Source organism: Streptomyces sp. UF-297 (assembly GCF_058245575.1).
The window spans coordinates 43,259-68,187 of record NZ_JBSIBZ010000048.1 but is presented as its reverse complement, the minus strand read 5'-3'; the positions used below and the strand labels follow the sequence as shown (position 1 = coordinate 68,187).

Sequence of the window (24,929 nt, the reverse complement as noted above, 5' to 3'; positions counted from 1 at the left end):
ACCCCACAGGTTCCGGGCCACCGCCTTATGTCATGCGGGACGCGCTCAGCGCATCTTGCCGCCGCCGCCCTTGGGCATCCGCATGCCGCGTCCGGGCATCGGGCCCTTGGGGATGGGCATGTTGCTCATGAGGTCGCCGAGGGCGCGCAGGCGGTCGTTGACGGCCGTGACCTGGGCGCCGGGCAGCACGCGCGGGAGCTTGAGCAGGGTCGTGCGCAGCTTCTTCAGCGGGACCTGGTCCTCGCCGTCGCCCACCACGATGTCGTGGACGGGGGCGTCGGCGACCGTGCGGGCCATGCGCTTCTTCTCCGCGGCCAGGAGGCTGCGCAGCCGGTTCGGGTTGCCCTCGCCGACCAGCACGATGCCGGCCTTGCCGACCGCGCGGTGCACGACGTCCTGGCTGCGGTTCATCGCCACGGCGGGTGTGACCGTCCAGCCGCGGCCGACGTTGTCCAGTACCGCGGCCGCCGCGCCCGGCTGGCCCTCCATCTGACCGAAGGCGGCACGCTCGGCACGGCGGCCGAAGATGATCGCCATCGCGAGGAAGGCCAGCAGGAAGCCCAGGATGCCCGCGTAGATGGGGTGGCCGATCAGGAAGCCGAGGGCGAGGATCACGCCGAATACGACGATGCCCACGCCAGCGACGACCAGACCGACCTTGGAGTCGACCCGACGGGTCATCTTGTAGGTCAGGGCGATCTGCTTCAGCCGCCCGGGGTTCGCAGCGCCGGCAGCGCCGTCTGAGTTTGCCTTCCTCGCCATAAAGCGCAGTTTACGTGTCGCTCGGGCCCTCCGACGCCACGGCCTCCAGTACGTGCTGGGCCTCGCGGCGGTCCTTGGCCCGGCGGCGGTCCTCCAGCACCGCGGTCCAGGCGTTGCGGCGGGCGGTGCGCTGTCCGCCGCGCATCAGCAGGGACTCCACCGCGCGCAGGGCGCCGGTGACGGACGGGATCGGGACGGACGGGATGGGGACGGACGGGATGGGGAGAGCGGCGGTGGCGCGAGCGGGCGCTGCCTGCATGGCAAGGTCCCCTTCGTAGGAGGAGCGGGGGTAACGGGGGGTGAAGCCATCGTCACCGATCGGTGTTACCAACGGATGACCCGGAGGTCAAACACCTATGAAACGTTGACGCGGCCCGCACCGTCCCTCACCTGGGAACGTACGGGCCGCGTCGTTGCGGATGTGCGGGGATTCACACGAGGCACATGCCGCAGGACTGGCACTCGGTGCCGTACCCGCGCTCAGCGCACCCCGGGCTCATTCCGTCGCGGGACTCACACCGCCTGGGTGGAGGCCTCCACCTCACGCTTCTCGATCGCCTGCTGGTAGAGGCGGCCGGCGCGGTAGGAGGAGCGGACCAGCGGGCCGGACATGACGCCGGAGAAGCCGATCTGCTCGGCCTCCTCCTTCAGCTCCACGAACTCGGCCGGCTTGACCCAGCGCTCCACGGGGTGGTGCCGCGGCGAGGGGCGCAGGTACTGGGTGATCGTGATGAGCTCGCAGCCCGCGTCGTGCATCTGCCGCAGCGCGTCGGTGATCTCCTCGCGGGTCTCGCCCATGCCCAGGATGAGGTTCGACTTGGTGATCAGGCCGGCCTCGCGGGCGCGGGTGATGACCTCCATCGAGCGCTCGAAGCGGAAGCCGGGGCGGATGCGCTTGAAGATGCGCGGCACGGTCTCCACGTTGTGCCCGAGGACCTCGGGGCGGGAGGAGAAGACCTCGGCGAGCTGGTCGGGCTCGGCGTTGAAGTCGGGGATGAGCAGCTCGACCTTGGTGTAGCCGTCGGCGCGCTCGGCCGTCATCGCGTGGATCTGGCGCACGGTCTCCGCGTACAGCCAGGCGCCGCCGTCCTCCAGGTCGTCGCGGGCGACGCCGGTGATCGTGGCGTAGTTCAGGTCCATCTTGACCACGGACTCGCCGACCCGGCGCGGCTCGTCGCGGTCCAGGGGCTCCGGCTTGCCGGTGTCGATCAGGCAGAAGTCGCAGCGCCGCGTGCACTGCTCACCGCCGATGAGGAAGGTGGCCTCGCGGTCTTCCCAGCACTCGTAGATGTTGGGACAGCCGGCCTCTTGGCAGACGGTGTGCAGATCCTCGGTCTTGACGAGCTTTTGCAGGGCGTTGTACTCGGGGCCCATCTTCGCCCGGGTCTTGATCCACTCGGGCTTGCGCTCGATGGGGGTCTGGCTGTTCCGGACCTCCAGGCGCAGCATCTTGCGTCCGTCGGGTGCGACAGCGGACACGTCCGGCTCCCTACGACTTCGTTTCTTCGGCGTACACCAGGGTACGCCCGATAATTCGCACGTTTTTACGCGCCAAGGCTGTGCAGGCCAACCCCGCGGGGCGGGGGCGCATTCCCGCGGGCCCGCCGGGGCCCTCGGGAGCCGGCCTCAGACGGCGCGGGGGAGGAGCTCGGCGTTCTCCAGGACGTCCCGCAGGTGCTTCTCGACAGCGGGCAGGACGTCGGCGATGGTGATCTCGCGGCCGAGCTCGTTGGAGAGCGAGGTCACACCCGCGTCGCGGATGCCGCAGGGCACGATCTTGTCGAACCAGGTGTTGTCCGGGTTCACGTTCAGCGAGAAGCCGTGCATCGTGACGCCCTTGGCGACGCGGATGCCGATCGCGGCCAGCTTGCGGTCCTCGCGGCGCTGGCCGGCGTTGGAGGGGGCGTACTCCGGCCCGTTCAGCCGCGGGTCGAACTCCTCGTCGGCGGTCCGGGGGGCGAAGTCGAGGGAGAGGCCGCCGAGCGAGGGGCGCTCGGCCACGGGGTCGCCCAGGACCCATACGCCGCTGCGGCCCTCGACGCGGGTGGTCTCCAGGCCGAACTCGGCGCAGGTGCGTATCAGGGCCTCTTCCAGGCGGCGGACGTGCGCGACGACGTCCACGGGGCGCGGCAGCTTCTGGATCGGGTAGCCGACGAGCTGGCCGGGGCCGTGCCAGGTGATCTTCCCGCCGCGGTCCACATCGATGACCGGCGTGCCGTCCAGGGGGCGCTCGCTGTCTTCCGTGCGCCGCCCCGCCGTGTAGACGGGCGGATGCTCCAGCAGCAGGCAGGTGTCCGGAATATCGTCGGCGAAACGGGCGGCGTGCACCCGTCGCTGCTCCTGCCAAGCCGCCTCGTATTCGACGGCGCCGGCTCCGAAACCCAGGTGAACGAAGCGAAGACCCTCGGGTACGGGGGTCTCCCCCCGAGAGATCGCGGTCACGGCAGCTCCTCTTCGCACCCTTAATTGCCCTTTAGGTGCGTTTGTGATGTGTAGTTGCGCCCATGCCACTGTACGGCGGTCGGGTGCGGCAGTTGCAGGCGGCCGGTTACGGGGCGCCGACCAGCAGGTGCGCGCCGTTTGTGGAACCCCTGTGAACCCCCTGTAGACGCGTACGAGCCCTGCTCACACGATCGGATGAATGCGGGGCGAAGGTGGCGAGAAGGGCGTCAGGGGCCGTTACATTCACGCCGTTCCAGGAGGGCGAGGAGCGCGCCGGACGGGGTCAGCCGAGCCCGGGCAGCGCAGCCCGGAAGGCAGGAGACCGGTAAAGCTGATGACGGAACGACCCCCACAGCGCACGCCCAACCGCCAGCTCGCCGCGCTCATCGCCGAGGCGGGATTTTCCAATGCCGGTCTGGCCCGACGGGTCGATCAACTCGGCCTGGAGCACGGCCTGGATCTTCGCTACGACAAGACGTCGGTGACCCGGTGGCTGCGCGGCCAGCAGCCCAGAGGCACCACACCCGCCCTGATCGCGGAGGTGTTCACCCGCAGACTCGGCCGACGCCTCTCCGCCCAGGACCTCGGCCTGGACGCGTGTGCGCCGGTGTACGCCGGGCTCGAGTTCGCCGCCTCGCCCGCCGAGGCGGTGGACATCGTCAGCGGGCTGTGGCGCAAGGACTCCGGCAGTCACGCCGAACTCCGCAAGATCGCGTTCACCCCGGCCGGACTGGTCGTCCCCAGCCGGGACTGGCTCATCGGCCGGGCCGACGAGCGCGTGGCGCACGGCGACCCGGCCGCCGAGGTCACCGGACGGGTGCCCGTACAGGGCCGCATGTCGGTGCCCCGGCAGCGCCAGACCGACCGCGTGGACCGCGCGCACGGCTACCGCGTATCGGCCGGGGACATCGCCGCCCTGCGGTCGGTGGGCGAGCTGTTCCGCACCCTGGACCACGCCTACGGAGGCGGGCACGCCCGCCAGGCGCTGGTGCGCTACCTGGAGCACGAGGCAGAGCCGATGCTGCGGGGTACCTACGGCGAGGCGATGGGCCGGCGGCTGTTCGCGGCCGCCGCCGACCTGACCCGGCTCGCCGGGTGGACCTCGTACGACATCGCCGCCCATGGGCTGGCGCAGCGCTACTTCGTGCAGGCACTGCGGCTCTCGCAGGCCGCCGGGGACCGCGCCTACGGCTCGTTCGTCCTGGTCACGATGAGCCGGCAGGCGGTCTACCTCGGGCACGGGCGGGAGGCCGTACAGCTGGCGCGGGTGGCACAGCAGGGCGTGGGCAGCAGTGCGCCGCCCGTGGTCCAGGCGCTGCTGCACTCCGCGGAGGGGCGGGGGCACGGCGTCCTGGGCGAGGTACGGGCCTGCACGGCCTCCCTGGCGCGGGCGGAGCGGGCGCTGGAGACGGCGCGGCCGGGGGACGACGTGCCGCACTGGGCGCGGTTCTTCGACGAGGCGCAGCTCGCCGACGAACTCGCGCACTGCCACCGGGATCTGCAGCAGTACCGGGCGGCGGCGCAGCACGCCGAGCGGTCGCTGCAACTGCGCGGGGCCGGGTTCGCCCGCAGCCGGCTGTTCTGCCGGGTGGTGCTGGCCACGGCGCGGCTGGGGCTGGGCGAGCTGGAGCAGGCGTGCGCGCTGGGGGCCGAGGCGGCGTTGCAGGCGTCCGAGATGCGGTCGGTGCGGGCGCTGGAGTATGTGCGGGACTTCGAGCGGCGGCTGGAGCCGTATCGGGATGCGGCGGCGGTGCGGGGGTATCGGGAGCGGGTCGCTGCGCTGGGCTGAGGCCGATGTGGTGCTTTTCGCCTGCGGCGCGCCGGCCTGGTGGGTGGGGTCGGGAACGGGCCTCCGGGGCCCGGGTGTCGGACTGCTTCGCTTTACGTCCGACACCCGGGCCCCTCCGGCCCGTTGCCTTCCGTCGGTGTGCGCGGTCACCGGTGGGTGGGGCTGCTCGTCGAAAATCCGGCCCGTCCGGCGTTTGAGGACGAGCCCGGCGGAGCCGGGGCTATGAGGCGGCTGTCCCCGGTGCGGCTAGGCGGCGATGAGTTCGCAGGGCTCCTGGAAGTCGGGGAGGGCGAAGTCCTTCAGCATGGCGTGGGCCGCGCGGCGGCCGGAGTGGAGGGCGCCCTGGACGGTGCTGGTGTCGCGGTGGTCGCCGCAGACGTAGAGGCCCGCCAGGACGCGTACGGGGCGCTGCGGGTCGTGGGGGACGGACATGGCGGGGACGGCGTACGGGTCGTGGTGTACGGCCAGTAGGCGCCAGTCGTCGGTGCGGGTGCCGTAGAGCCGCTCCAGGTGGGGGCGGACGGTCTTGTCCAGGGCGGTCGTGGTGAGGGTGGCGGGGGTGCCCAGGACCGTGGTGGTGATCAGTACGCGGCCGGGCGGAGTGCGCGAGGGGTCGGTCTCGCTGGCGACGAAGGTGTGGGCCACCGGGCCGTCCGTGGCCAGAAGCAGAGCGGGTTCGCGCAGCGGGGGAGTGTCAGTGGTGTGGTGCAGGATGGTCACGGGGTGGAAGTCGGGGACGCGCAGCCCGGGCAGAAGCTCCGCCGCGTCGCGCGCTCCGGTGGCCACGAGCGCGGCGCGGCAGGGGAGTTGGCCGTGATCGGCGGTGGTGACGCTGGTGGTGGAGACCGAGACGGCGCGGGTGGACGTACGGATGGTTCCGGGGGGCAGCGAGGCGGCGAGGAGGTCGGGCAGGGCCGAGGCGCCGCCGGCGGGCAGGCACAGCCGGCCGGTGGCGAAGGAGCGCAGGGCCTGGGCGGCGCTGCGGCTGGAGCCGCGCAGGGGCGCATCGCACAGCAGGGCCCGCAGGAGGGGGCGCAGGAAGCTGTCGGGGGTGCGGGGCGGGAAGGCCGGGAAGGGGGCGCGGGCCGTCAGGGCCTCGGTCACGGGACGGTCGGCGCGCGAGAGGGCGCGCGCTGCCGAGAGTGCGCCCCTTGTGCTCCGGGGGGTGCCGATGCGCTGGATCCGGTCGCCGGTGTGGATCAGGACGCCGGGGGAGAAGGGCCGCAGTGCCAGGCCGTTGAGGCCCGGGGTGCGGCGGAGTTCGGGGAAGGAGGTGATGAGCAACTGGCCCGTGCGGTCCAGACGGAAGCCGTCCAGGTGCTCGGTGGTGGCCCGGCCGCCGATGTGCGGCGCGGCCTCAAGAACGGTGACGGAGATTCCGGCGCTGGTCAGGTGGTGAGCGGCGGCGAGGCCGGCGAGGCCGGCTCCGATGACGACGACATCCGTGCCCGCGGCGTCCGCGCGCGTTGCGGTGCGGAGCATGCTGCCTCCCCGAGGTCGGTCCCGGTGGTATGCGCCCGGCTCAGGGCTCATGCCCTCAACCACGGTGCGGGATACCCGAGTTCGTGAGCTGGACCGTAAACCGCCTCGGCGCCGTTGGCAGTCGCGCGTTGCCCGCGCACGGGTGCGCTCACCGGCGCAGGGCCGCCTGGATGGAGGCGTCGATGGTGGGGTGGCAGAAGGCGAAGCCGGAGTCCAGCAGCGCCCGGGGGACGACCCGCTGGCTGCCCAGGACGTCCTGGGCGAACTCGCCGAGGGCGATGCGCAGCGCCGGGGCCGGGGCGGTGAAGAGGGTGGGGCGGTGCAGGGCGCGGCCCATGGCCCGGGTGACCTCGCGGTTGGTGACGGGCTCGGGGGCGGTGAGGTTGACCGGGCCCGAGAGGCCCTCGGTGTCGATGAGGTGGCGCAGGGCCGCGATGTGGTCCGTCAGCGAGATGAACGACCAGTACTGGCGGCCGTTGCCCAGACGTCCGCCCAGGCCCAGTTTGAACAGCGGGAACAGGCGTCCCCAGGCGCCGCCCTCGCGGGCCACGACCAGTCCGGTGCGGGCGAAGGTGGTCCGCACCCCGGCGTCGAGCGCGGGCTGGGCGGCGGCCTCCCAGTCCACGCAGACCCCGGGCAGGAAGCCCTCGCCGGGCGGCGCGGACTCGTCGGTGCGGCGCGCGCCCGTATCGCCGTAGTAGCCGATGGCGCTGCCGCAGACGAAGGTCCGGGGCGGGGTGTCCAGGGAGGCGATGGCGGTGGCGATCGCTTCCGTGCCCAGGACGCGGCTGTCGCGGATCTCCCGCTTGTAGGCCGCCGTCCAGCGGTGGTCGCCGACGCCCGCGCCCGCGAGGTGGACGACCGCCTCGCAGCCCGCGAGCTCGGAGGTGTCCACGGTGCGGCGCTTGGGGTCCCAGGCCACCTCGTCGGCCGCCCGCGGCGGGTGCCGTACGAGACGGACGACGTCGTGCCCGTCGCCGCGCAGGGAGCGTACGAGCGCTGTGCCGATGAGCCCGGTCGAGCCGGTGATCGCAATCCGCATGAGGCCCATACTGCCGAAAAATCCGGGGGCGGGGCACACCGGCCGCGTGGCACAGTGATCCACATGCCCGAAGTGACCATACGCAACGCCGTCCTGGCCGACGATGCCGCACTGGCCGCACTGGACCGGCGCAGCTGGACGCCCCTGCACGCCGTCAAGCCCCGCCCGCAGCCCCCGTACGAGCCGTTCTTCAGCGACGCGCAGAGCGTCGAGAAGATCCTGGTGGCGGAGCTGGAGGGGCGCCCGGCGGGGTACCTGCGGCTGGACCGGCCGACGCCGCTGGAGTGCAATGCCCACGTACGCCAGATCCGGGGGCTGGTCGTGGACGCCTGGGCGCGCGGCCACGGCGTGGCCAGGGCGCTGCTGTACGCGGCGGACGAGCGGGCCGTGGAGCAGGGCGCACGACGGCTGACGCTGCGGGTGCTGGGGCACAACGCCCCGGCGCGCAGGCTGTACGCGTCGGTGGGCTATGCGGTGGAGGGCGTGCTGCCGGGGGAGTTCCTGCTGGACGGCGAGTACGTCGACGACGTGCTGATGGGCAAGACGGTCGGCGCGGAGCGGGGCAGCGCCGCGGTCACGCCCTGAAGCGGTCCCACAGGGCGGGGAACCGTTCCGCCAGGGCGTCGTCGTCCTCGAAGTCGATGACCGTGCCCAGGGGCTCGCGGGGCTGCGGCGGCAGGCCCAGGTCGGGCATCACGGTGCCGGTCATCTGCTCGTACGCCTCGTCGGCCGCGTACCCCAGCTCCTCCGCGTCCCCGTCGACCTCCTCGTCGAAGTCGTCCAGCAGGTCCGCCAGGTGGTCGGGGCCGTGCAGCGCCCCCTCGAAGACCTCCCGGCCCTGGCCGATCAGCCAGCAGCGGAAGTAGTCGAAGACGTCGTCGCTGGCGCCGTCCAGGAGGACGGCCGCCGCGGCCCACAGCTCCCAGGTGTAGGCGCGGTTGTAGCGGGACTCGAAGTGGCGGGCGAAGTCCACGACGGAGTCCGGATCGAGCCGGAGCAGCCGCTCGACCAGCACATCGGCCTGCTCCTCGGGATCGCCCTCGGCGGCCCGGCGGGAGCCGTCGATCAGCTCCCAGAACTCCGTCTCGTCCATCACGGGACCAGCATCGGGCCTACGGCCCCGGCCCGCACGCGGAGTACCCCAGATGCTGCGTGGTCGTTACCGACGCACATGTGCCCGGGAAGTGCGCAGGGAAAGCCAGGCGGAAATTCGCACGGAAATCCAGACAGAAGCTGTCGGGTATGGCTGTGAGGCTGTGGACATGAGCACAGAACAGGCACTGAAGGGGAAGATCGCGCTGGTCGCGGGGGCGACGCGGGGCGCGGGCCGGGCGATGGCCGTGGAGCTGGGGCGGGCCGGGGCCACGGTGTATGTGACCGGGCGGACCACGCGCGAGAAGGTCAGCGAGGTCGGCCGGGCCACGGAGACGATCGAGGAGAGCGCCGAGCTGGTGACGGCGGCGGGCGGCACCGGTATCGCCGTACCGACCGACCATCTGGAGCCGGCCCGGGTGCAGGCGCTCACCGAGCGCATCGACCGCGAGCAGGGGCGGCTGGATGTGCTGGTCAACGACCTGTGGGGCGGCGATGTCCACGTCGAGTGGGGCAAGAAGATGTGGGAGCACGACCTGGAGAAGGGACTGCGCATCCTGCGCCTCGGGGTCGAGTCGCACATCGTCACCAGCCGCTACGCCCTGCCGCTGCTGATCCGCAACCCGGGCGGCCTGGTGGTCGAAGTGACGGACGGGACCGAGGAGTTCAACCGCCGCTACCGCGAGCCCTTCTACTACGACCTGGCGAAGTCCGCGCCGCTGAGGATGGCGCGCGGGCTGGCCAAGGAGGTGCAGGAGTACGGCTGTACGGCGGTGTGCCTGACGCCGGGCTGGCTGCGCTCGGAGGCCATGCTGGACACGTACTTCAAGGTGACGGAGGAGAACTGGCTGGCCGGGTGCGAGCAGAACCCGCACTTCGCCATCTCCGAGACGCCGACCTTCGTCGGACGGGCGCTGGCGGCACTGGCCGCGGACCCGGATGTGGCCCGCTTCAACGGTGCCTCGCTCTCCAGCGGCGGGCTGGCGCAGGAGTACGGCCTCACGGACGTGGACGGCTCGGTGCCGGACGCCTGGCGCTACATCACCGAGGTCGAGCAGGCGGGCAGGCCCGCGGATGTGACGGGTTATCGGTAGCGGCCGCTCATCGGTAGAGGCCGCGCATCCGGGCTGCCGCGTCCTTGAAGCGCTCGCGCAGCGCGTACGGCTGAAGGACCTCGCACTCCGGGCCCAGCCCGAGCAGCTGGCCGAAGGCGACATCGAGGGACTCGACGGGCAGGGTGAGGGTGATCCGGCCCTGCGCGTCGGGCTCCTGGGCCTTCTCCAGGGCCTCGCGGGCGGCGGCGCGGTCGGTGACATGGGGCAGGGAGCGGGCGCCGGCCGGGGAGAGCCTGAGCACCGCCTCCTCGCGCAGGATGGAGCGCTGGAACTGCTCGGCGCGCTCCTCCCAGAAGGCGGGCAGGTCGAAGTCCTCGTCGCGGGTGAAGCGCTCCTCGCCGACGGCGACGGTGCTGAAACGGTCCACGCGGTAGACGCGGTACTCCCCTTGGGAGCGGGCCGCCAGATACCAGACGCCCGCCTTGAGCACGAGGCCGTACGGCTCCAGCTCGCGCTCGACCTCGGTGTCCTTGTCCTTGCGGCGGTAGCGGGCGCACAGCCACCGGTCGTCCCACACCGCGTCGGCGACGGCGGGCAGCAGCTCGGGGGTCGCGGGCTCCTGATACCAGGCGGGGGCGTCGAGGTGGAAGCGCTGGGCGGCGCCGGCGGCCGCGTCGCGCAGCTCGGGCAGCAGGGCGGCGGAAACCTTCAGCCGGGCGGCGGAGGCGGCGTCGGCCAGCCCCATCCCGCGCAGCGCGGCGGGCACTCCGGACAGGAACAGCGCCTCCGCCTCGCTGCGGCCCAGGCCCGTCAGGCGGGTGCGGTAGCCGCCGATGAGGCGGTAGCCGCCCGTACGGCCGCGGTCGGCGTACACGGGCACCCCGGCCTCGGACAGGGACAGCACGTCCCGCGCGACCGTGCGCTCGGATACCTCCAGCTCGCGCGCCAGCTCGGCCCCCGTCATCGACGGCCGGGACTGGAGCAGCAGCACCATCTTGATCAGCCGGGCAGCACGCATGAGGCCATGATGCCGGGCGGCACTGACAATCGAACGGACCCTGGTCCCTACACCCGCCCACCCCCCGAAGGGGGGTGGGCGGAGGGGAAAAAGAAGGGTTGAGGCGAAAACGGGGCAGATGTGAAACCCGCCCAGCTGTGAAGCCCGACCCAGCCGCAGGCGGCAAACGCCTGTTCAGGCCCCCGGAACGCCGGTCCGGCACGCCGTGAAGGTTCCCGTGCGAAGGCCCCGGGCGCGGATGGTGGGCCTCCGCACGGGAGTTGGGGGCCGTGGGGCGGGTGCCGGGGGCAACCGGTGCCCGGCCCACGGCTCGGGGGCTACAGGCCGTAGCGGACCTTGGCCTCCTTGACGGTCTCCGGCTTGACCTCGCCGCGGCGGGCGAGCGCGGCCAGGGCCTGGACGACCACCGACTGCGGGTCGACGCCGAAGTGGCGGCGGGCCGCCTCGCGGGTGTCGGAGAGGCCGAAGCCGTCGGTGCCGATGGAGACCCAGTCCTGCTCGACCCACGGGGCGATCTGGTCCGGTACGGCGCGCATCCAGTCGCTGACCGCGACGACCGGGCCGGGGGCACCGGCCAGGGCGCGGGTCACGTACGGAATGCGGTCCTCGCCCTCCAGGCGGGCCGCGTCGCACGCCAGGGCGTCCCGGCGCAGCTCGGTCCAGGACGGGGCCGACCACACGTCCGCGGCCACGCCCCACTCCTCGGTGAGCAGCCGCTGGGCCTCCAGGGCCCAGTGGACGGCGGTGCCGGAGGCCAGCAGCTGCAGGCGCGGGGTCTCGGCGCTCGCGCCACTGGCCTCGCGGTAGCGGTACAGGCCCTTGAGGATGCCCTCTTCGACACCCTCGGGCATGGCCGGCTGGACCTTGGTCTCGTTGTAGACGGTGAGGTAGTAGAAGACGTCCTCGGCGTCGGGGCCGTACATCCGGCGCAGGCCCTCCTTGACGATGACCGACACCTCGTAGGCGAAGGCCGGGTCGTAGGAGAGGGCCGCCGGGTTGGTGGAGGCGATCAGGTGGGAGTGGCCGTCGGCGTGCTGGAGGCCCTCGCCCGTCATGGTCGTACGGCCTGCCGTGGCGCCGATGACGAAGCCGCGGCCCAACTGGTCGGCCAGCGCCCAGAACTGGTCGGCGGTGCGCTGCCAGCCGAACATCGAGTAGAAGATGTAGAAGGGGATCATCGGCTCGCCGTGGGTGGCGTACGAGGTCGCCGCCGCGGTGAAGTCGGCCAGCGAACCGGCCTCTGTGATGCCCTCGTTGAGGATCTGGCCGTCGCGCGCTTCCTTGTAGTAGAGAAGCTGGTCGCGGTCGACGGGGTCGTAGGTCTGGCCCACGGGGGAGTAGAGGCCCGCGGAGGGGAAGAGCGACTCCATGCCGAAGGTACGGGCCTCGTCGGGCACGACCGGGACCCAGCGCTTGCCGGTCTCCTTGTCCCGCATCAGGTCCTTGACCAGCCGTACGAACGCCATGGTCGTGGCGATCTCCTGCGAGCCCGAGCCCTTCTTCAGGGCGTCGAAGGCCTTGTCGGAGGGCATCGGCAGCGGCTTGGCGGCGACCTTGCGGGCTGGCGCGGGGCCGCCCAGGGCCGCGCGGCGCTCGCGCAGGTAGGCCATCTCGGGGGAGTTCTCGCCCGGGTGGGCGTAGGGGACCACGTCCGCGTCCAACGCGCTGTCGGGGATGGGGAGTTCGAGGAGGTCGCGCATGGTGCGGAACTCCTTGCCCGTCAGCTTCTTCATCTGGTGGTTGGCGTTGCGGGACTCGAAGCCCGCGCCGAGGGTGTAGCCCTTGACGGTCTGCGCCAGGATGACGGTGGGCGCGCCCTTGTGCTCGGTGGCGGCCTTGTACGCGGCGTACACCTTGCGCGGCTCGTGGCCCGCGCGGGAGGTCTGGAACAGCTCCAGCAGCTTGGCGTCGGTCAGGCCCTGCGCGATGCGCTTGAGGGAGTCCTCCGCGCCGAAGAAGTGGTCGCGCAGGTAGGCGGCGTCGCGGGTGGCGTACGTCTGGAACTGGGCGTCGGGCGTCGCGCGCAGGCGGCGCAGCAGCGCGCCGTCGGTGTCCTGGGCGAAGACCTCGTCCCAGGCCTGTCCCCACAGCGACTTGATCACGTTCCAGCCGGCCGCGCGGAACTGCGCCTCCAGCTCCTGCACGATCTTGAAGTTGGGGCGGACCGGGCCGTCCAGGCGCTGCAGGTTGCAGTTGATGACGAAGGTGAGGTTGTCCAGGCCCTCGCGTCCGGCCAGCGCCAGTGCGGCGGTCGACTCGGGCTCGTCCATCTCGCCGTCGCCCAGGAACGCCCAGACGTGGGAGTGGGAGGTGTCCTTGATGCCGCGGTGCTCCAGGTAGCGGTTGAAGCGCGCCTGGTAGATCGCGGAGAGCGGGCCCAGGCCCATGGAGACGGTGGGGAACTCCCACAGCCAGGGCAGGCGCCGCGGGTGGGGGTAGGAGGGCAGGCCGTCGCCGGCCGCCTCCTGGCGGAAGCGGTCCAGCTGGTCCTCGGTGAGGCGGCCTTCCAGGAAGGCGCGGGCGTAGATGCCGGGGGAGGCGTGGCCCTGGATGTAGAGCTGGTCGCCGCTGCCGTCGGCCTCCTTGCCGCGGAAGAAGTGCTGGAAGCCGGTCTCGTAGAGCCAGGCCGCCGAGGCGAAGGTGGCGATGTGGCCGCCCAGGCCCAGGCGGGAGCCGCGGGTGACCATCGCGGCGGCGTTCCAGCGGTTCCAGGCGGTGATCCGCGCCTCCATGGCCTCGTCGCCCGGGAAGGCGGGCTCGGCGGAGGTGGGGATGGTGTTGACGTAGTCCGTTGTCAGGGGTGCCAGGCCCGGGGCGTCGGTGCCCTCCAGGGTGCGGCGCATCAGATACGCGGCGCGGTGCGGACCGGCTGCCTTCGTGACGGCCTCAAGGGACTCGCGCCACTCGGCCGTCTCCTCGGGATCACGGTCCGGGATCTGGTCGAGCTGGCTGTACGGCATGCGTACGGGGTCGGGCATGGGTGGCCCCTTTCCGGACGAAGGGAAGGAGTGCGAGCTCTCGCTGGCAGGCAGGGGTGTCGCGCCCCGACAGTGACCATACGCCTCTGATCGATGATCGATCAACGCGCATTTGACAAATATCCGCAGGTCGGCACGGGGTGTCAGCCTTTATGGCACGGGGTGCCAGATGGTCCTGGCCTCAGAAACGCAGGTGCGCCCCGCCGGAAGCCCGGTGGGGCGCACTGCGGGGGAGGAGGTTCAGACCCTCGGGGCGCAGCTGAGGACGTGGGTCTTCAGCAGCTCGCCGATCTTGGGGTCGCGGCGCTTGAAGGCGTCCACGATCTCCTGGTGGTCGCGGGCGTGCGAGCGCGGCTCGGGGCTGAACCAGCGGATGGACAGCGTCGTCCACACCTCGATCCCCAGCGACTCCCAGCTGTGCAGCAGCACCGAGTTGCCCGCCGCCCGCACGATCTCGCGGTGGAAGGCGACGGTGTGCCGCACCTGCGCCTCGCCGTCGCCCGCGCGGTCGGCCTCGCACAGCTCGGCCACCTCGCGCTCCAGCGCCGTCGCGTCCTTGGCCAGCCGGGCGGCGGCCAGCTCGGCGGCCACCTGCTCCAGCCCGGCGCGTACGGGATAGCTCTCCTTGAGATCGTCCGCGGTCAGATTCCGTACCCGTACGCCCTTGTTCGGCGCCGACTCGATCAGCTGCAGCGACTCCAGCTCGCGCAGCGCTTCCCGTACGGGCGTCTGGCTGACCTCCAGCTCCACCGCGATCCGCCGCTCCACGATCCGCTCGCCCGGCTGCCAGCGGCCGCTGACGATCCCCTCGAGGATGTGCTCGCGGATCTGCTCGCGCAGCGAATGGACGACGGGCGGGGTCATGAACGGCTCCTCGGGTCAGCGGCGAGGGCCATTATCGCCGTCCGTGGCGGTCCGTAATCCCGGATGTACAGGATCGGTCCCTGCTGTGTCCCCAAGTCGCCACAGAGGTACCCGTACGGGAACTCCGGGCGGGCGTGGGGGTGTGTGCCAAGACGCGTGGGGGATTCTCCGGGGCGCTGTCCCCGGGAGTGTTTGGGGGAGAGATGATCGGCACGATTCTCAACTCGACGGCAGACGACTCGACGGCAGGCAACAGGACGGCCGGTGGCAGGCGGGCGGGGCTCGGCCTCGTGGCCGCCGTGGTCACCCTCGCCACGGTGACGGCCTGCGGTGGCGCAGGCGGCGGGAAGACGGACGCAAAGGCGGCAGACAAGAAGCCGGGCGGGGCCTCCGCGCCGGCAGCGACGACGCCCTCGGACGCGCTGGGCGTCCAGCGGGGCCCCGCGGCGGCGGGAGGCGGCGGCGCGGCCTGCGTCTTCGTCAAGCCGGACGGGGCGCAGAAGTTCGGGCACGTGGGATGGGGATTCAAGATCCCCGGCACCGGCCGGTGGGTGTACGGGGCGGTGGAGAACCCCAGCGACAAGCTCTACACGCCGCCCGGCGGCTACATCGGCGCCTGGGACGCTGAGGGCAGCCGCCGGCAGATGCTGCACGACATGGCCTGGGACACCCACTACCCGGGCCGCTCCAAGTTCCCCTACACGCGCTACCGCTGCCGGACGACGCCCACGGGTGACGTGGCCGCGGCGCGCGTGATGATCCGCAAGGTGGCGGCCCGCGGGTTCCTGGTGGGGGTGGACCCCAGGACCGGGAAGTTCGGCTCCCGGGACTGCCTGGACGCCACGCACGACGTCCTGCGGGCCTACCGGACCCGCAATCTGCCCTACGCCCACCCGGCGCAGATCCCGAACGTGTGGGTGGCGTCGCTGGTGGGGTGGTCGGACCGGCGGCTGACGCGCTAGCCGGTGCCACAACAGCCGCGCCCCCGACCGGAGTTCCGGTCGGGGGCGCGGCCTTCACGGCCCACAGGGGTCAGCGGTTCACAGACCGATCTCGGTCTCGAACTCCGCCGCCTCCAGGATCTGCTTGACCGTGGTCAGGTAACGGGCCGCGTCGGCGCCGTCCACCAGACGGTGGTCGTAGGACAGGGCCAGGTAGGTCATGTCCCGGATGGCGATGGTCTCGCCCAGCTCCGGGTGGTTGATGACCACCGGGCGCTTGACGGTGGCACCGATGCCCAGGATGCCGACCTGGTTCGGCGGCACGATGACCGTGTCGAACAGCGCACCGCGCGAGCCGGTGTTGCTGATCGTGAAGGTCGCGCCGAACATGTCGTCCGGGGTGAGCTTGTTGGAGCGGGCCTTGCCCGCCAGCTCCGCGGTCTTACGGGCGATGCCGGCGATGTTGAGGTCGCCCGCACCCTTGATGACCGGGGTCATCAGGCCCTTCTCCGCGTCCACCGCGATACCGACGTTCTCGACGTCGAAGTACGAGATGGTGCCCTCGTCGTCGTTGATCCGGGCGTTGACGACCGGGTGGGCCTTCAGCGCCTGGACAGCGGCCTTGACGAAGAACGGCATCGGGGAGAGCTTGACGCCCTCGCGCGCCGCGAACGCCTCCTTGGCCTTGTTGCGCATCTTCATGATCTTGGTGATGTCCACCTCGACCACGGAGGTCAGCTGCGCCTGGCCGTGCAGGGCCTTCATCATGTTGTCGCCGATGACCTTGCGCATCCGCGGCATCTTGACGGTCTGGCCGCGCAGCGGCGACGCCTCGATGGCCGGAGCCTTGGAGGTCGCTGCCGCGGCGGGGGCGGCAGCGGCCGGAGCGGCGGCCTTGGCGGCCTCCGCGGCGGCGATGACGTCCTGCTTGCGGATACGGCCACCGACGCCGGTGCCCTTGACCGAGGCGAGGTTGACGCCGTTCTCCTGGGCCAGCTTGCGCACCAGCGGGGTGACGTACGCGCCGTCGCCCTCACCCGCGGCCGGGGTGACCGGGGCCGGGGCGGCAGCGGCCGGAGCCGCCTGGACCGGAGCCGGAGCCGGAGCCGGGGCGGCCGGAGCGGCCGGGGCAGCGGGCGCCGCCGGGGCGGGCGCCGGAGCCGGGGTGGGCTCGGGCTGAGCGGCCGGGGCCGGGGCCGGAGCAGCGGGTGCGGCGGCCGGGGCCGGGGCAGCACCAGCGGCACCGATCACGGCGAGCTTGGCGCCGACCTCGGCGGTCTCGTCCTCGCCGACCACGATCTCCAGCAGCACGCCGGAGGCGGGGGCCGGGATCTCGGTGTCGACCTTGTCGGTGGAGACCTCGAGCAGCGGCTCGTCCTCGGAGACCTCCTCGCCGACCTCCTTGAGCCAGCGGGTGACGGTGCCCTCGGTGACGGACTCGCCCAGCGCGGGCAGCAGCACGTCGGTGCCGGAGGCGTCGCCGGCCGGGGCGGCGGCGGGGGCCTCGGCGGCCGGGGCCGGAGCCTCGGCGGCGGGGGCCGGGGTGGGCTCGGGCTGCTCGGCGGGGGCCTCGGCAGCGGCCGGAGCCGGGGCGGCAGCCGGCGCACCGGTGCCGTCGTCGATGATGGCCAGCTCGGCGCCGACCTCAACGGTCTCGTCCTCGGCCACCTTGATGGAGGCCAGGACGCCGGAGGCGGGAGCCGGGATCTCGGTGTCGACCTTGTCGGTCGACACCTCGAGCAGCGGCTCGTCGGCCTCTACACGCTCACCCTCGGCCTTGAGCCAGCGGGTGACGGTGCCCTCGGTGACGCTCTCGCCGAGCGCCGGCAGGGTTACGGAAACCGCCATGGTTTCTCTTGCTCCTTACAGAAAGTGCGGATGTGGTCGCGCCCGGACTGGGGTCAGTCGTGGGAGTGGAGGGGCTTTCCGGCCAGGGCCAGGTGGGCCTCGCCGAGCGCCTCGTTCTGCGTGGGGTGCGCGTGGATGAGCTGCGCAACCTCGGCCGGCAGGGCCTCCCAGTTGTAGACCAGCTGGGCCTCGCCGACCTGCTCGCCCATACGGTCACCGACCATGTGGACGCCGACCACGGCACCGTCCTTGACCTGGACGAGCTTGATCTCGCCCGCGGTCTTGAGGATCTTGCTCTTGCCGTTGCCCGCGAGGTTGTACTTCAGAGCGACGACCTTGTCGGCGCCGTACAGCTCCTTGGCCTTGGCCTCGGTGATGCCCACCGAAGCGACCTCGGGGTGGCAGTACGTCACGCGCGGCACGCCGTCGTAGTCGATCGGCACGGTCTTCAGACCGGCCAGCCGCTCCGCCACCAGCATGCCCTCGGCGAAGCCGACGTGCGCGAGCTGGAGGGTGGGGACGAGGTCACCGACGGCCGAGATGGTCGGCACGTTGGTCTGCATGTACTCGTCGACCAGGACGTAGCCGCGGTCCATCGCGACGCCCTGCTCCTCGTAGCCGAGGCCCTGCGAGACCGGGCCGCGGCCGATCGCGACCAGCAGCACCTCCGCCTCGAAGGTCTTGCCGTCGGCCAGGGTGACCTTGACGCCGCTGTCGGTGTACTCGGCCTTGTCGAAGAAGGTGCCGAGGTTGAACTTGATGCCGCGCTTGCGGAACGCGCGCTCAAGAAGCTTGGAGCTGTTCTCGTCCTCGACCGGGACGAGGTGCTTGAGGCCCTCGATGACGGTGACGTCGGTGCCGAAGGACTTCCACGCCGAGGCGAACTCGACGCCGATGACGCCGCCGCCCAGGATGATCGCGGACTCGGGGACGCGGTCCAGCTTCAGCGCGTGGTCCGAGGAGATGATGCGGTTGCCGTCGATCTCCAGACCCGGCAGCGACTTCGGCACGGAGCCGGTCGCCAGCAGGATGTGGCGGCCCTGGATGCGCTGGCCGTTCACGTCGACGGAGGTCGGGGAGGAGAGCCGGCCCTCGCCCTCGATGTAGGTCACCTTGCGCGAGGCGACCAGGCCCTGCAGGCCCTTGTAGAGGCCCGAGATCACGTCGTCCTTGTACTTGTGGACGGCCGCGATGTCGATGCCCTCGAAGGTGGCCTTGACGCCGAACTGCTCGGCCTCACGCGCCTGGTCGGCGATTTCGCCGGCGTGCAGCAGAGCCTTGGTGGGAATGCAGCCGTTGTGCAGGCAGGTGCCGCCGAGCTTGCTCTTCTCGATCAGGGCGACGTCCAGGCCCAGCTGCGCCCCGCGCAGGGCAGCGGCGTAACCGCCGCTACCGCCTCCGAGGATCACTAGGTCGAAAACGGTGCTGGCGTCGTTCGCCACGTCACGTCCTCCATGCATGGGTACGCCGGAGCCGGTCTCCTGTGACCGGGCGGCGGCTGTTGTTCGGCCGCTTGTTGACTTCGGCCCTGGGTAAGGGGGGCCCTGTCCTGCCAAGAACCCATCTTCGCACTAGTTGAACGAAGGCGGGACGGCGGGCCGGGCTCCGAGACGGCCGATCGGCCGCCTCAGGGGGTTACTCGTGCGTACGCCCGTGCGGATTTCGTCAAGGGCGAACGCATTCGTACGGCCCCGGGGAGTGCGCCCGGGGCCGTACGGACAAAAGGTACGACTCTGTCAGCTCCGTGAGGCCCGACGGGTCGACTTTGCCGGGATTGTGAGATTCGCCGCTCCGGCACGGCAGCCGCGGCGTCAGCCGAGGTCGCCCGCGGCGGTCCGCTCGGCCAGCCGGACCAGGGTGCGCACCGAGGAGCCGGTGCCGCCCTTGGGGGTGTAGCCGTAGGGGGCGCCCTCGTGGAAGGCGGGGCCCGCGATGTCCAGGTGCGCCCAGACGATGCCCTCGCCCACGAACTCCTTCAGGAACAGGCCCGCCACCAGGCCGCCGCCCATCCGCTCGCCCATGTTGGCGATGTCGGCGACCGGGGAGTCCATGCCCTTGCGCAGCTCGGCGGGCATCGGCATCGGCCAGGACTGCTCGCCGACCTCGTCGGAGATCTCGAAGATCGAGGTGCGGAAGGCGTCGTCGTTGGCCATCACGCCGAAGGTGCGGTTGCCCAGCGCCAGCACCATCGCGCCGGTCAGGGTCGCCACGTCCACGATCGCGTCCGGCTTCTCCTCCGAGGCGCGGGTCAGCGCGTCGGCCAGCACCAGGCGGCCCTCGGCGTCGGTGTTGAGCACCTCCACCGTCTTGCCGCTGTACATGGTCAGCACGTCGCCGGGGCGGGTGGCCGAGCCCGAGGGCATGTTCTCCGCCAGCGCCAGCCAGCCCGTGACATTGACCTCCAGGCCCAGCTTGGCGGCGGCCACGACCGCGGCGAACACCGCGGCGGCGCCGCTCATGTCGCACTTCATGGTCTCGTTGTGGCCGGCCGGCTTCAGGGAGATGCCGCCCGAGTCGTAGGTGATGCCCTTGCCGACCAGCGCCAGGGTCTTCTTCGCCTTGGCGTGCGTGTAGGCGAGCTTGACCAGCCGCGGCGGGTTGTCCGAGCCCTGGCCCACGCCCATCAGGCCGCCGTAGCCGCCCTTGGCCAGCGCCTTCTCGTCCAGCACCTCGACCTTGAGGCCGAACTCCTTGGCGGCGGCCTGCGCCTGCGCCGCGAAGGACTTCGGGGTGAGGTCGTTGGAGGGGGTGTTGATCAGGTCGCGGGCGCGGTTGACCTCGGCGGCCAGCGCGGTCGCCCGCGCGGCCGCGGCCTTGTGCTCCTTGTCGCGCGGCTTGGCGCCCAGGACCGCGACCTCGGCCAGCGGGGCCTGCTTGGCCGCGGCGCCGTCCTGCTTGGCGGCGCCCTTGGCGGCCTTGCCCGCAGCCTTGTCGGCGCCGTTGCTGCGGTACGCGGTGAAGGCGTACGCGCCCAGCAGCGCACCCTCGGCGACGGCGGCGACGTCCTCGGCGTCCTCGACGGGCAGCGCGAAGGCGCCCTTCTTGGAACCGGTCAGCGCGCGGGCGGCGCTGCCCGCGGCGCGGCGCAGCGCCTCGTGGGCGAAGCCGTCGCCCTTGGCGGGCGCCTCGCCCAGGCCGACCGCCAGCACGACCGGGGCCTTGAGGCCGGAGGCGGCCGGGAGCTTGGTCACCTCGCCCTCGGCACCCGAGGCGCCGAGGGTCTCCAGCACGGCGGCCAGCTTCCCGCCGAAGGCCTTGTCCACGGCCTCGGCCCCGGGGGCCAGTACGGGGCCCTTGGCGCCCTTGGCCACGCCGACGACGACGGCGTCCGCGCGCAGCGTCGCGGCAGAAGAAGTACTGAGGGTCAGTGCAGTCACGGTGATGAAGGTCCTGTTCCGTCGGAGGGTCCGTTCGCGCGCAGGGGCGCTACTGCGGCCGAGCCTACGCTCGGTGCCTGCGCCCGCCCCCGCCCGCCGCGGCGCCGGCCTGCCGCGGCACGGCGCTCCCTTCCGCCCCAGGTGTGTTCAAGTGCGCGAAAAGGCAAGGGAAGTTGTTCGAGTTTGGGTGGTTGTGGCTCACCCGTCCGGAGGTGCTCTCACGTCAACCACCGCGCACGGAATGAGACGTGCGCCACAGTCGTGGCGACTGCAGGATGGAGCACCGCAATTCTTCGCATCATGTCCACGAGCCTGCCTGGCGTCGCTCCAGGGGCAGGGGGGTCTTCCGGGGGGAAGGAACTGCGCCGATGGGCAGTAACGACAGGCCGGTCAGGGTGTTGTCGACGCTGCTCGCGACCGCTGCGCCGGTTGCGGGACGACCGCCCGCCCGGGCCTGTACGACGCCCGACCCGTCCGACCCGGAACGAGCCATGGCCAACGATCCGCGCCCGTGCCACCTCCGCAGGCCCGCCCTCGCCGAGGGCCGCCTCGCCTATCGGGTTCTGGACAAAGTTCCCGGCGCCCGCCACGGGCATTTCACCGGCCACGCGCCCCCGGCCAAGGCGCCGGAACGTGCCAGCGGCCAGGAAGTCCAGCGCCGCGCGCCCCGCTCGCGCCCCCTGGCCGCGCACGAGGCGGCGGCGTACAGAATCGGCAAGGACGTCGGCGCCACCGCTCCGTCGGGGGGTGTCGCGCCCGCTACGATGCCCGAGGGCACCAGACGTCAACTGGCCTACGGGGCCGCCGAGTTCGGCGGCAGAATCACCGGCCGGGTGTCGGAGCGGGCCGTGGCCGAGCCGTCCGGGGCCGCCGTCGCACCGATACGTCCGGGCGCAGCCTGAGAGAGCGCGCCGGCCCAAGGGCCGCGCCATCGACGCCGCCGCCCCACCACCGCACGCCGCGCACCCGGCGCGCACTTCCACCTGCCCGCACACCGTTTCCGGAACCGCCCCTCGCCCCTGCCGCCGTAACCGCTCTCATCCGTCCGGTCAGCCACCGGCACCTCCCACACCCCCCGGCATCGCACCCACCGATGCCGCCTCGCCCACACCTCTCGCACACTCCGTACCCACCACCGCTCTGACACCCATGTCCCGGGGGGGATCTGCCATGAACGCAACCCTGTACGAGGTAGGCAGCCGAAGTCCTGACGCCGAGGGCCCGCGGCCCGGCGGTCATGTCACGATGCTCACCGAAGGCACCTACCCACACGTCCACGGCGGCGTCTCCACCTGGTGCGACCAGCTCGTACGGGGCATGCCCGAGGTCGACTTCAACGTGATCGCACTCACCGGCAGCGGCCGCGAGCCGGTGACCTGGGAGCTGCCGTCCAACGTCTACCAGCACTCCTCCGTGCCGATGTGGGGCGCGCCGCCCGGCCGCCGCTCGGCCCTCAAGCCCTGGGGCCGCGAGCGCCGCCGCTTCGTCGACACCTACGAGCGCTTCCTGCTCTCCCTGCTCGACCCGCAGTCCTGCACCGACTTCGGCACCGAGCTGTACGAACTGGCCGCGCTCGCCCGCGAGGGGCGGCTCAGCGCCGCGCTGCGCACCGAGTCGGCGGTGCGCTCCCTGATGTGGATCTGGACGCTGCCGCACATCGCCACCCGCGAGGCCCGCCCCACCGTGCACGACGCGCTGACCGCCACCGACCTGCTCGAACACGCGCTGCGCCCGCTGTCCGTACGCGTCCCCGAGGACAGCGTCGCGCACGCGGTCAGCAACGGCCTCGCCACCCTTCCCGCGCTGGGAGCCAAGCGTTTCGACGGCGTACCGTTCCTTTTGACCGAGCACGGCATCTACCTGCGCGAGCGCTATCTCGGCTACCGCTCCGAGGCGCAGCGCTGGCCCGTCAAGGCCCTGATGCTCGGCTTCTACCGGCAGCTGACCATCGAGAGCTACCGGGCCGCCGATCTGATCACCCCCTGCAACCAGTACAACCGCCGGTGGGAGGAGCGCGGCGGCACCCCCGGTGACAAGATCCGTACGGTCTACAACGGCGTGGACCCGCAGCTCTTCCCGCACGCCGAGCGCGAGCCGGACGTCCTCACGCTGAGCTGGGCGGGCCGGATCGACCCCATCAAGGACCTGGAAACCCTCATCCGCGCCTACGCGCTGATGCGCGCGGACATCCCGGACCTCAGGCTGCGGCTGTTCGGCGGGGTCCCGGCCGGCGGGGAGGAGTACAAGACCCGCTGCGAGAAGCTCGCCGCCTCCCTCGGCGTGACGGACGGGCTGACCTGGGAGGGCCGGATCGACGACGTGGCCCGCGCGTACGCCGCGGGCAGCGTGGTGATGCTCTCCAGCATCTCCGAGGGCTTCCCCTTCAGCCTGATCGAGGCCATGTCGTGCGGCCGGTCCACCGTCTCCACGGACGTGGGCGGGGTGCGCGAGGCGGTCGGCGACACCGGTCTGGTGGTGCCTCCCCGCGAGCCCGAGGCGATGGCCAAGGCCACCCTCGAACTGCTCAAGGGCGGCTGGGAGAAGCGCGCCGAGCTGGGCAGCCGGGCCCGCCAGCGCGTCATCGACCAGTTCACCCTGCGCCGGTCGGTGGACGGCTTCCGCTCCATCTACCGCGAACTGGCGGGCGACGGCGGGCAGCGGGCCGCCCGGTCCGCGCTGGACGACTGGACCCTCCAGCTGCGCGACCCCTGGTCCGCGCTGGCCGCCGACGGGATCACTGCCGACGGCCTCACGGCCGAAGGGGGCGCCTGGTGAGCGGGCCGATGTGGCTGACGCCGGGGGACCACGACCGCGCGGCGGGGCTGCCGCACGTGCCCCGGGCCCGTGCGCCCAGATGGGCCGCGCCCGACCCCATCGACGAACTCGCGGCCCGCATGGGCGACTTGATCGCCGCCGCGGTGCACCCCGACGAGATCGCCGCCATCATCGAGTCCGACGGCATGAGCGACGACCAGATCCGCCTCACCTACGGCAGGGACAGCTCCTTCGCCCTGGCCGAGGAGCTCTTCGAGCGGGTCCCGCGCCGCTACCCCGAGCCCGCTGGCCCGTACGAGAACCCCTGGCGGGTCAGCGCGCTGGGGTGCCTGCTGCGCGCCCTGGTCTTCGCGATGCCCGGGCTGGCCTATGTAGTGGGCTCCCATCTGCTGTCCGGGCCGCCGGACCCGCACGGGCTGCCGGCGGGCACCCTCCCGCTGCTGGCCGGCGCGCTGACCGGCTGGGTGTGGAACCAGGCGCTCGCCCACCGCGCGTACTCCTGGCTGGGGCTGGGGGAGCGCGGCGCCGCCGCCACCTCCCTCGCGATCGGGGCGCCGGCGGGCGCGCTGGCGGGCACGGCGCTGGCCTGGGCGGTGACCGCGATCGACGGGGACGCCCCCGGCGCGATCGTCTTCGCCGCGGGCCAGGCCGTCTACCTCGGCGCGGCCACCGCGCTGCTGGTCCTGGGCCGCGAACGCGCCCTGCTGTGCGCCCTGTTGCCCCTCGCGGCGGGCGCCGCCGCCATGGCGGCCGTCGAACTGCCCGGCCTCGTACGGAGCCTGCTGCTGGTGCTGTCCCTGGGCGCCGCGGTGGCGCTGGCCGCCGAGACGGTGGTGCGCTGCCGCCGCGGCCCGCAGCGCCAGGGCGCCGCCCCGCGCGCCTTCGCCTCCGTCCCCTACGGGCTCTTCGGCCTGGCCATCGGCGTCCTGGTGCTGCACACGGCGCTGGGCGACGTACTGCGGTACGGGCCGGGCGCGGCCATAGCGGCTCCCTCGGCCGTCGCCCTGACGCTGAGCATGGGCCCCGCCGAGTGGCTGCTGTACCGCTACCGCAGCCGCGCGCTGGCCGGTCTGCGGGCCAGCACCACCCCGGCCGCCTTCTGGCGCGCCACCTCCGGCTCGCTGGCCGCCTGCCTGCTGGGCTATCTCGCCGTCCTGGCCCTGCTCGCGTACGCCGGCACGCTGCTGTGGCCCGGCGGCCCCGACCTGGACGCCGCCCGCCTGACGGGCCTGCTGCTCCTGGGCACGGTCCTGTGGACCGCCCTGCTGCTCCAGGCGTTCGGCGCCGTGCTGATCGCCGCCGTGGTCTGCGGCGCGGCAGCGGCCGCCCAGACCGCCGTCCTGCTCACCGGGCCGCTCTCGCCGGCCCTGGCCCAGCTGGCCATCTGCGGTGCGGCGGCCCTGGTCCTGGCGGCGCTGGGCTCGGCGCTGCTGGGGCGGGTCACGGCACACCGGTGAGCGGCGG

Annotated in this window: 20 protein-coding genes; 7 read left to right on the top strand and 13 right to left on the bottom strand. The window is 72.4% G+C overall.

Going from position 1 to position 24,929, the window contains the following annotated elements; all coding sequences use genetic code 11:
- Positions 1-45: 45 nt before the first annotated feature.
- From AC4IJH_RS25225 to lipB, 4 genes are all read right to left on the bottom strand, one after another.
- Complete coding sequence (locus AC4IJH_RS25225) at positions 46-762, bottom strand: DUF4191 domain-containing protein (RefSeq protein WP_490854127.1); 717 nt, start codon at positions 760-762, stop codon at positions 46-48.
- Between the two features lie 10 nt (positions 763-772).
- Complete coding sequence (locus AC4IJH_RS25220) at positions 773-1,021, bottom strand: SCO2195 family GlnR-regulated protein (RefSeq protein ID WP_490854126.1); 249 nt, start codon at positions 1,019-1,021, stop codon at positions 773-775.
- A 254-nt stretch (positions 1,022-1,275) separates the two neighbouring features.
- The gene (locus tag AC4IJH_RS25215; protein WP_490854125.1) at positions 1,276-2,241 is read right to left on the bottom strand and encodes a lipoyl synthase; all 966 of its coding nucleotides are present in this window, start codon (positions 2,239-2,241) and stop codon (positions 1,276-1,278) included.
- Positions 2,242-2,388: 147 nt separating this feature from the next.
- On the bottom strand, positions 2,389-3,204 hold the full coding sequence (lipB, locus tag AC4IJH_RS25210; protein WP_490854124.1) for a lipoyl(octanoyl) transferase LipB: 816 nt from the start codon (positions 3,202-3,204) through the stop codon (positions 2,389-2,391).
- Between the two features lie 334 nt (positions 3,205-3,538).
- On the opposite strand from lipB, the gene AC4IJH_RS25205 reads away from it, so the two are divergent.
- Positions 3,539-4,993: an NsdA family TPR-like regulatory protein gene (locus AC4IJH_RS25205; RefSeq protein ID WP_490854123.1), complete on the top strand. Its 1,455-nt coding sequence runs from the start codon at positions 3,539-3,541 to the stop codon at positions 4,991-4,993.
- A 246-nt stretch (positions 4,994-5,239) separates the two neighbouring features.
- Here AC4IJH_RS25205 and AC4IJH_RS25200 read toward each other — a convergent pair whose 3' ends face one another.
- Together AC4IJH_RS25200 and AC4IJH_RS25195 are read right to left on the bottom strand one after the other, a co-directional pair.
- Positions 5,240-6,526 (bottom strand): FAD-dependent oxidoreductase, encoded by a 1,287-nt coding sequence (locus AC4IJH_RS25200; protein WP_490854122.1) that lies wholly within the window; start codon positions 6,524-6,526, stop codon positions 5,240-5,242.
- A gap of 97 nt (positions 6,527-6,623) precedes the next feature.
- Positions 6,624-7,526 (bottom strand): TIGR01777 family oxidoreductase, encoded by a 903-nt coding sequence (locus AC4IJH_RS25195; RefSeq protein WP_490854121.1) that lies wholly within the window; start codon positions 7,524-7,526, stop codon positions 6,624-6,626.
- Between the two features lie 54 nt (positions 7,527-7,580).
- On the opposite strand from AC4IJH_RS25195, the gene AC4IJH_RS25190 reads away from it, so the two are divergent.
- On the top strand, positions 7,581-8,102 hold the full coding sequence (locus tag AC4IJH_RS25190; RefSeq protein ID WP_490854120.1) for a GNAT family N-acetyltransferase: 522 nt from the start codon (positions 7,581-7,583) through the stop codon (positions 8,100-8,102).
- Here AC4IJH_RS25190 and AC4IJH_RS25185 read toward each other — a convergent pair.
- Positions 8,092-8,610 carry a DUF4240 domain-containing protein gene (locus AC4IJH_RS25185; RefSeq protein WP_490854132.1) on the bottom strand — a complete coding sequence of 173 codons (519 nt, stop codon included), beginning with the start codon at positions 8,608-8,610 and terminating at the stop codon, positions 8,092-8,094. The two genes, AC4IJH_RS25190 and AC4IJH_RS25185, sit on opposite strands and share 11 nt — an antisense overlap.
- Positions 8,611-8,779: 169 nt before the next feature.
- On the opposite strand from AC4IJH_RS25185, the gene AC4IJH_RS25180 reads away from it, so the two are divergent.
- On the top strand, positions 8,780-9,703 hold the full coding sequence (locus AC4IJH_RS25180; protein ID WP_490854119.1) for an SDR family oxidoreductase: 924 nt from the start codon (positions 8,780-8,782) through the stop codon (positions 9,701-9,703).
- Between the two features lie 7 nt (positions 9,704-9,710).
- On the opposite strand, the gene AC4IJH_RS25175 is transcribed toward AC4IJH_RS25180, so the two are convergent.
- The 3 genes from AC4IJH_RS25175 to AC4IJH_RS25165 form a co-directional block, all read right to left on the bottom strand.
- On the bottom strand, positions 9,711-10,682 hold the full coding sequence (locus tag AC4IJH_RS25175; protein ID WP_490854118.1) for a helix-turn-helix transcriptional regulator: 972 nt from the start codon (positions 10,680-10,682) through the stop codon (positions 9,711-9,713).
- 317 nt (positions 10,683-10,999) lie between these two features.
- Positions 11,000-13,660: a pyruvate dehydrogenase (acetyl-transferring), homodimeric type gene (gene aceE, locus AC4IJH_RS25170; protein ID WP_490854117.1), complete on the bottom strand. Its 2,661-nt coding sequence runs from the start codon at positions 13,658-13,660 to the stop codon at positions 11,000-11,002.
- A gap of 240 nt (positions 13,661-13,900) precedes the next feature.
- Complete coding sequence (locus tag AC4IJH_RS25165; protein WP_490854116.1) at positions 13,901-14,524, bottom strand: GntR family transcriptional regulator; 624 nt, start codon at positions 14,522-14,524, stop codon at positions 13,901-13,903.
- A 203-nt stretch (positions 14,525-14,727) separates the two neighbouring features.
- Between AC4IJH_RS25165 and AC4IJH_RS25160 the strand changes: the two genes are divergently transcribed.
- Positions 14,728-15,486 carry a hypothetical protein gene (locus AC4IJH_RS25160; RefSeq protein ID WP_490854115.1) on the top strand — a complete coding sequence of 253 codons (759 nt, stop codon included), beginning with the start codon at positions 14,728-14,730 and terminating at the stop codon, positions 15,484-15,486.
- Positions 15,487-15,564: 78 nt separating this feature from the next.
- Here AC4IJH_RS25160 and sucB read toward each other — a convergent pair whose 3' ends face one another.
- The 3 genes from sucB to AC4IJH_RS25145 all read right to left on the bottom strand — a co-directional run bounded on the left by sucB (position 15,565) and on the right by AC4IJH_RS25145 (position 20,690).
- Complete coding sequence (gene sucB / locus AC4IJH_RS25155; protein WP_490854114.1) at positions 15,565-17,313, bottom strand: 2-oxoglutarate dehydrogenase, E2 component, dihydrolipoamide succinyltransferase; 1,749 nt, start codon at positions 17,311-17,313, stop codon at positions 15,565-15,567.
- Between the two features lie 53 nt (positions 17,314-17,366).
- Positions 17,367-18,755, bottom strand: coding sequence for a dihydrolipoyl dehydrogenase (gene lpdA / locus AC4IJH_RS25150; RefSeq protein WP_490854113.1), 1,389 nt, complete (start codon positions 18,753-18,755; stop codon positions 17,367-17,369).
- Positions 18,756-19,124: 369 nt separating this feature from the next.
- The gene (locus tag AC4IJH_RS25145) at positions 19,125-20,690 is read right to left on the bottom strand and encodes a leucyl aminopeptidase (protein ID WP_490854112.1); all 1,566 of its coding nucleotides are present in this window, start codon (positions 20,688-20,690) and stop codon (positions 19,125-19,127) included.
- Between the two features lie 491 nt (positions 20,691-21,181).
- Here AC4IJH_RS25145 and AC4IJH_RS25140 point away from each other — a divergent pair, with 491 nt between their 5' ends.
- From AC4IJH_RS25140 to AC4IJH_RS25130, 3 genes are all read left to right on the top strand, one after another.
- Entirely contained in the window at positions 21,182-21,592 is a 411-nt protein-coding gene (locus AC4IJH_RS25140; RefSeq protein ID WP_490854111.1) for a hypothetical protein, read from the top strand.
- 268 nt (positions 21,593-21,860) lie between these two features.
- The gene (gene pelF, locus AC4IJH_RS25135) at positions 21,861-23,465 is read left to right on the top strand and encodes a GT4 family glycosyltransferase PelF (RefSeq protein WP_490854110.1); all 1,605 of its coding nucleotides are present in this window, start codon (positions 21,861-21,863) and stop codon (positions 23,463-23,465) included.
- Positions 23,462-24,922, top strand: a complete 1,461-nt coding sequence (locus AC4IJH_RS25130; RefSeq protein ID WP_490854109.1) for a hypothetical protein — start codon at positions 23,462-23,464, stop codon at positions 24,920-24,922. The genes pelF and AC4IJH_RS25130 overlap by 4 nt, the downstream gene beginning before the upstream one ends.
- Positions 24,923-24,929: the final 7 nt, after the last annotated feature.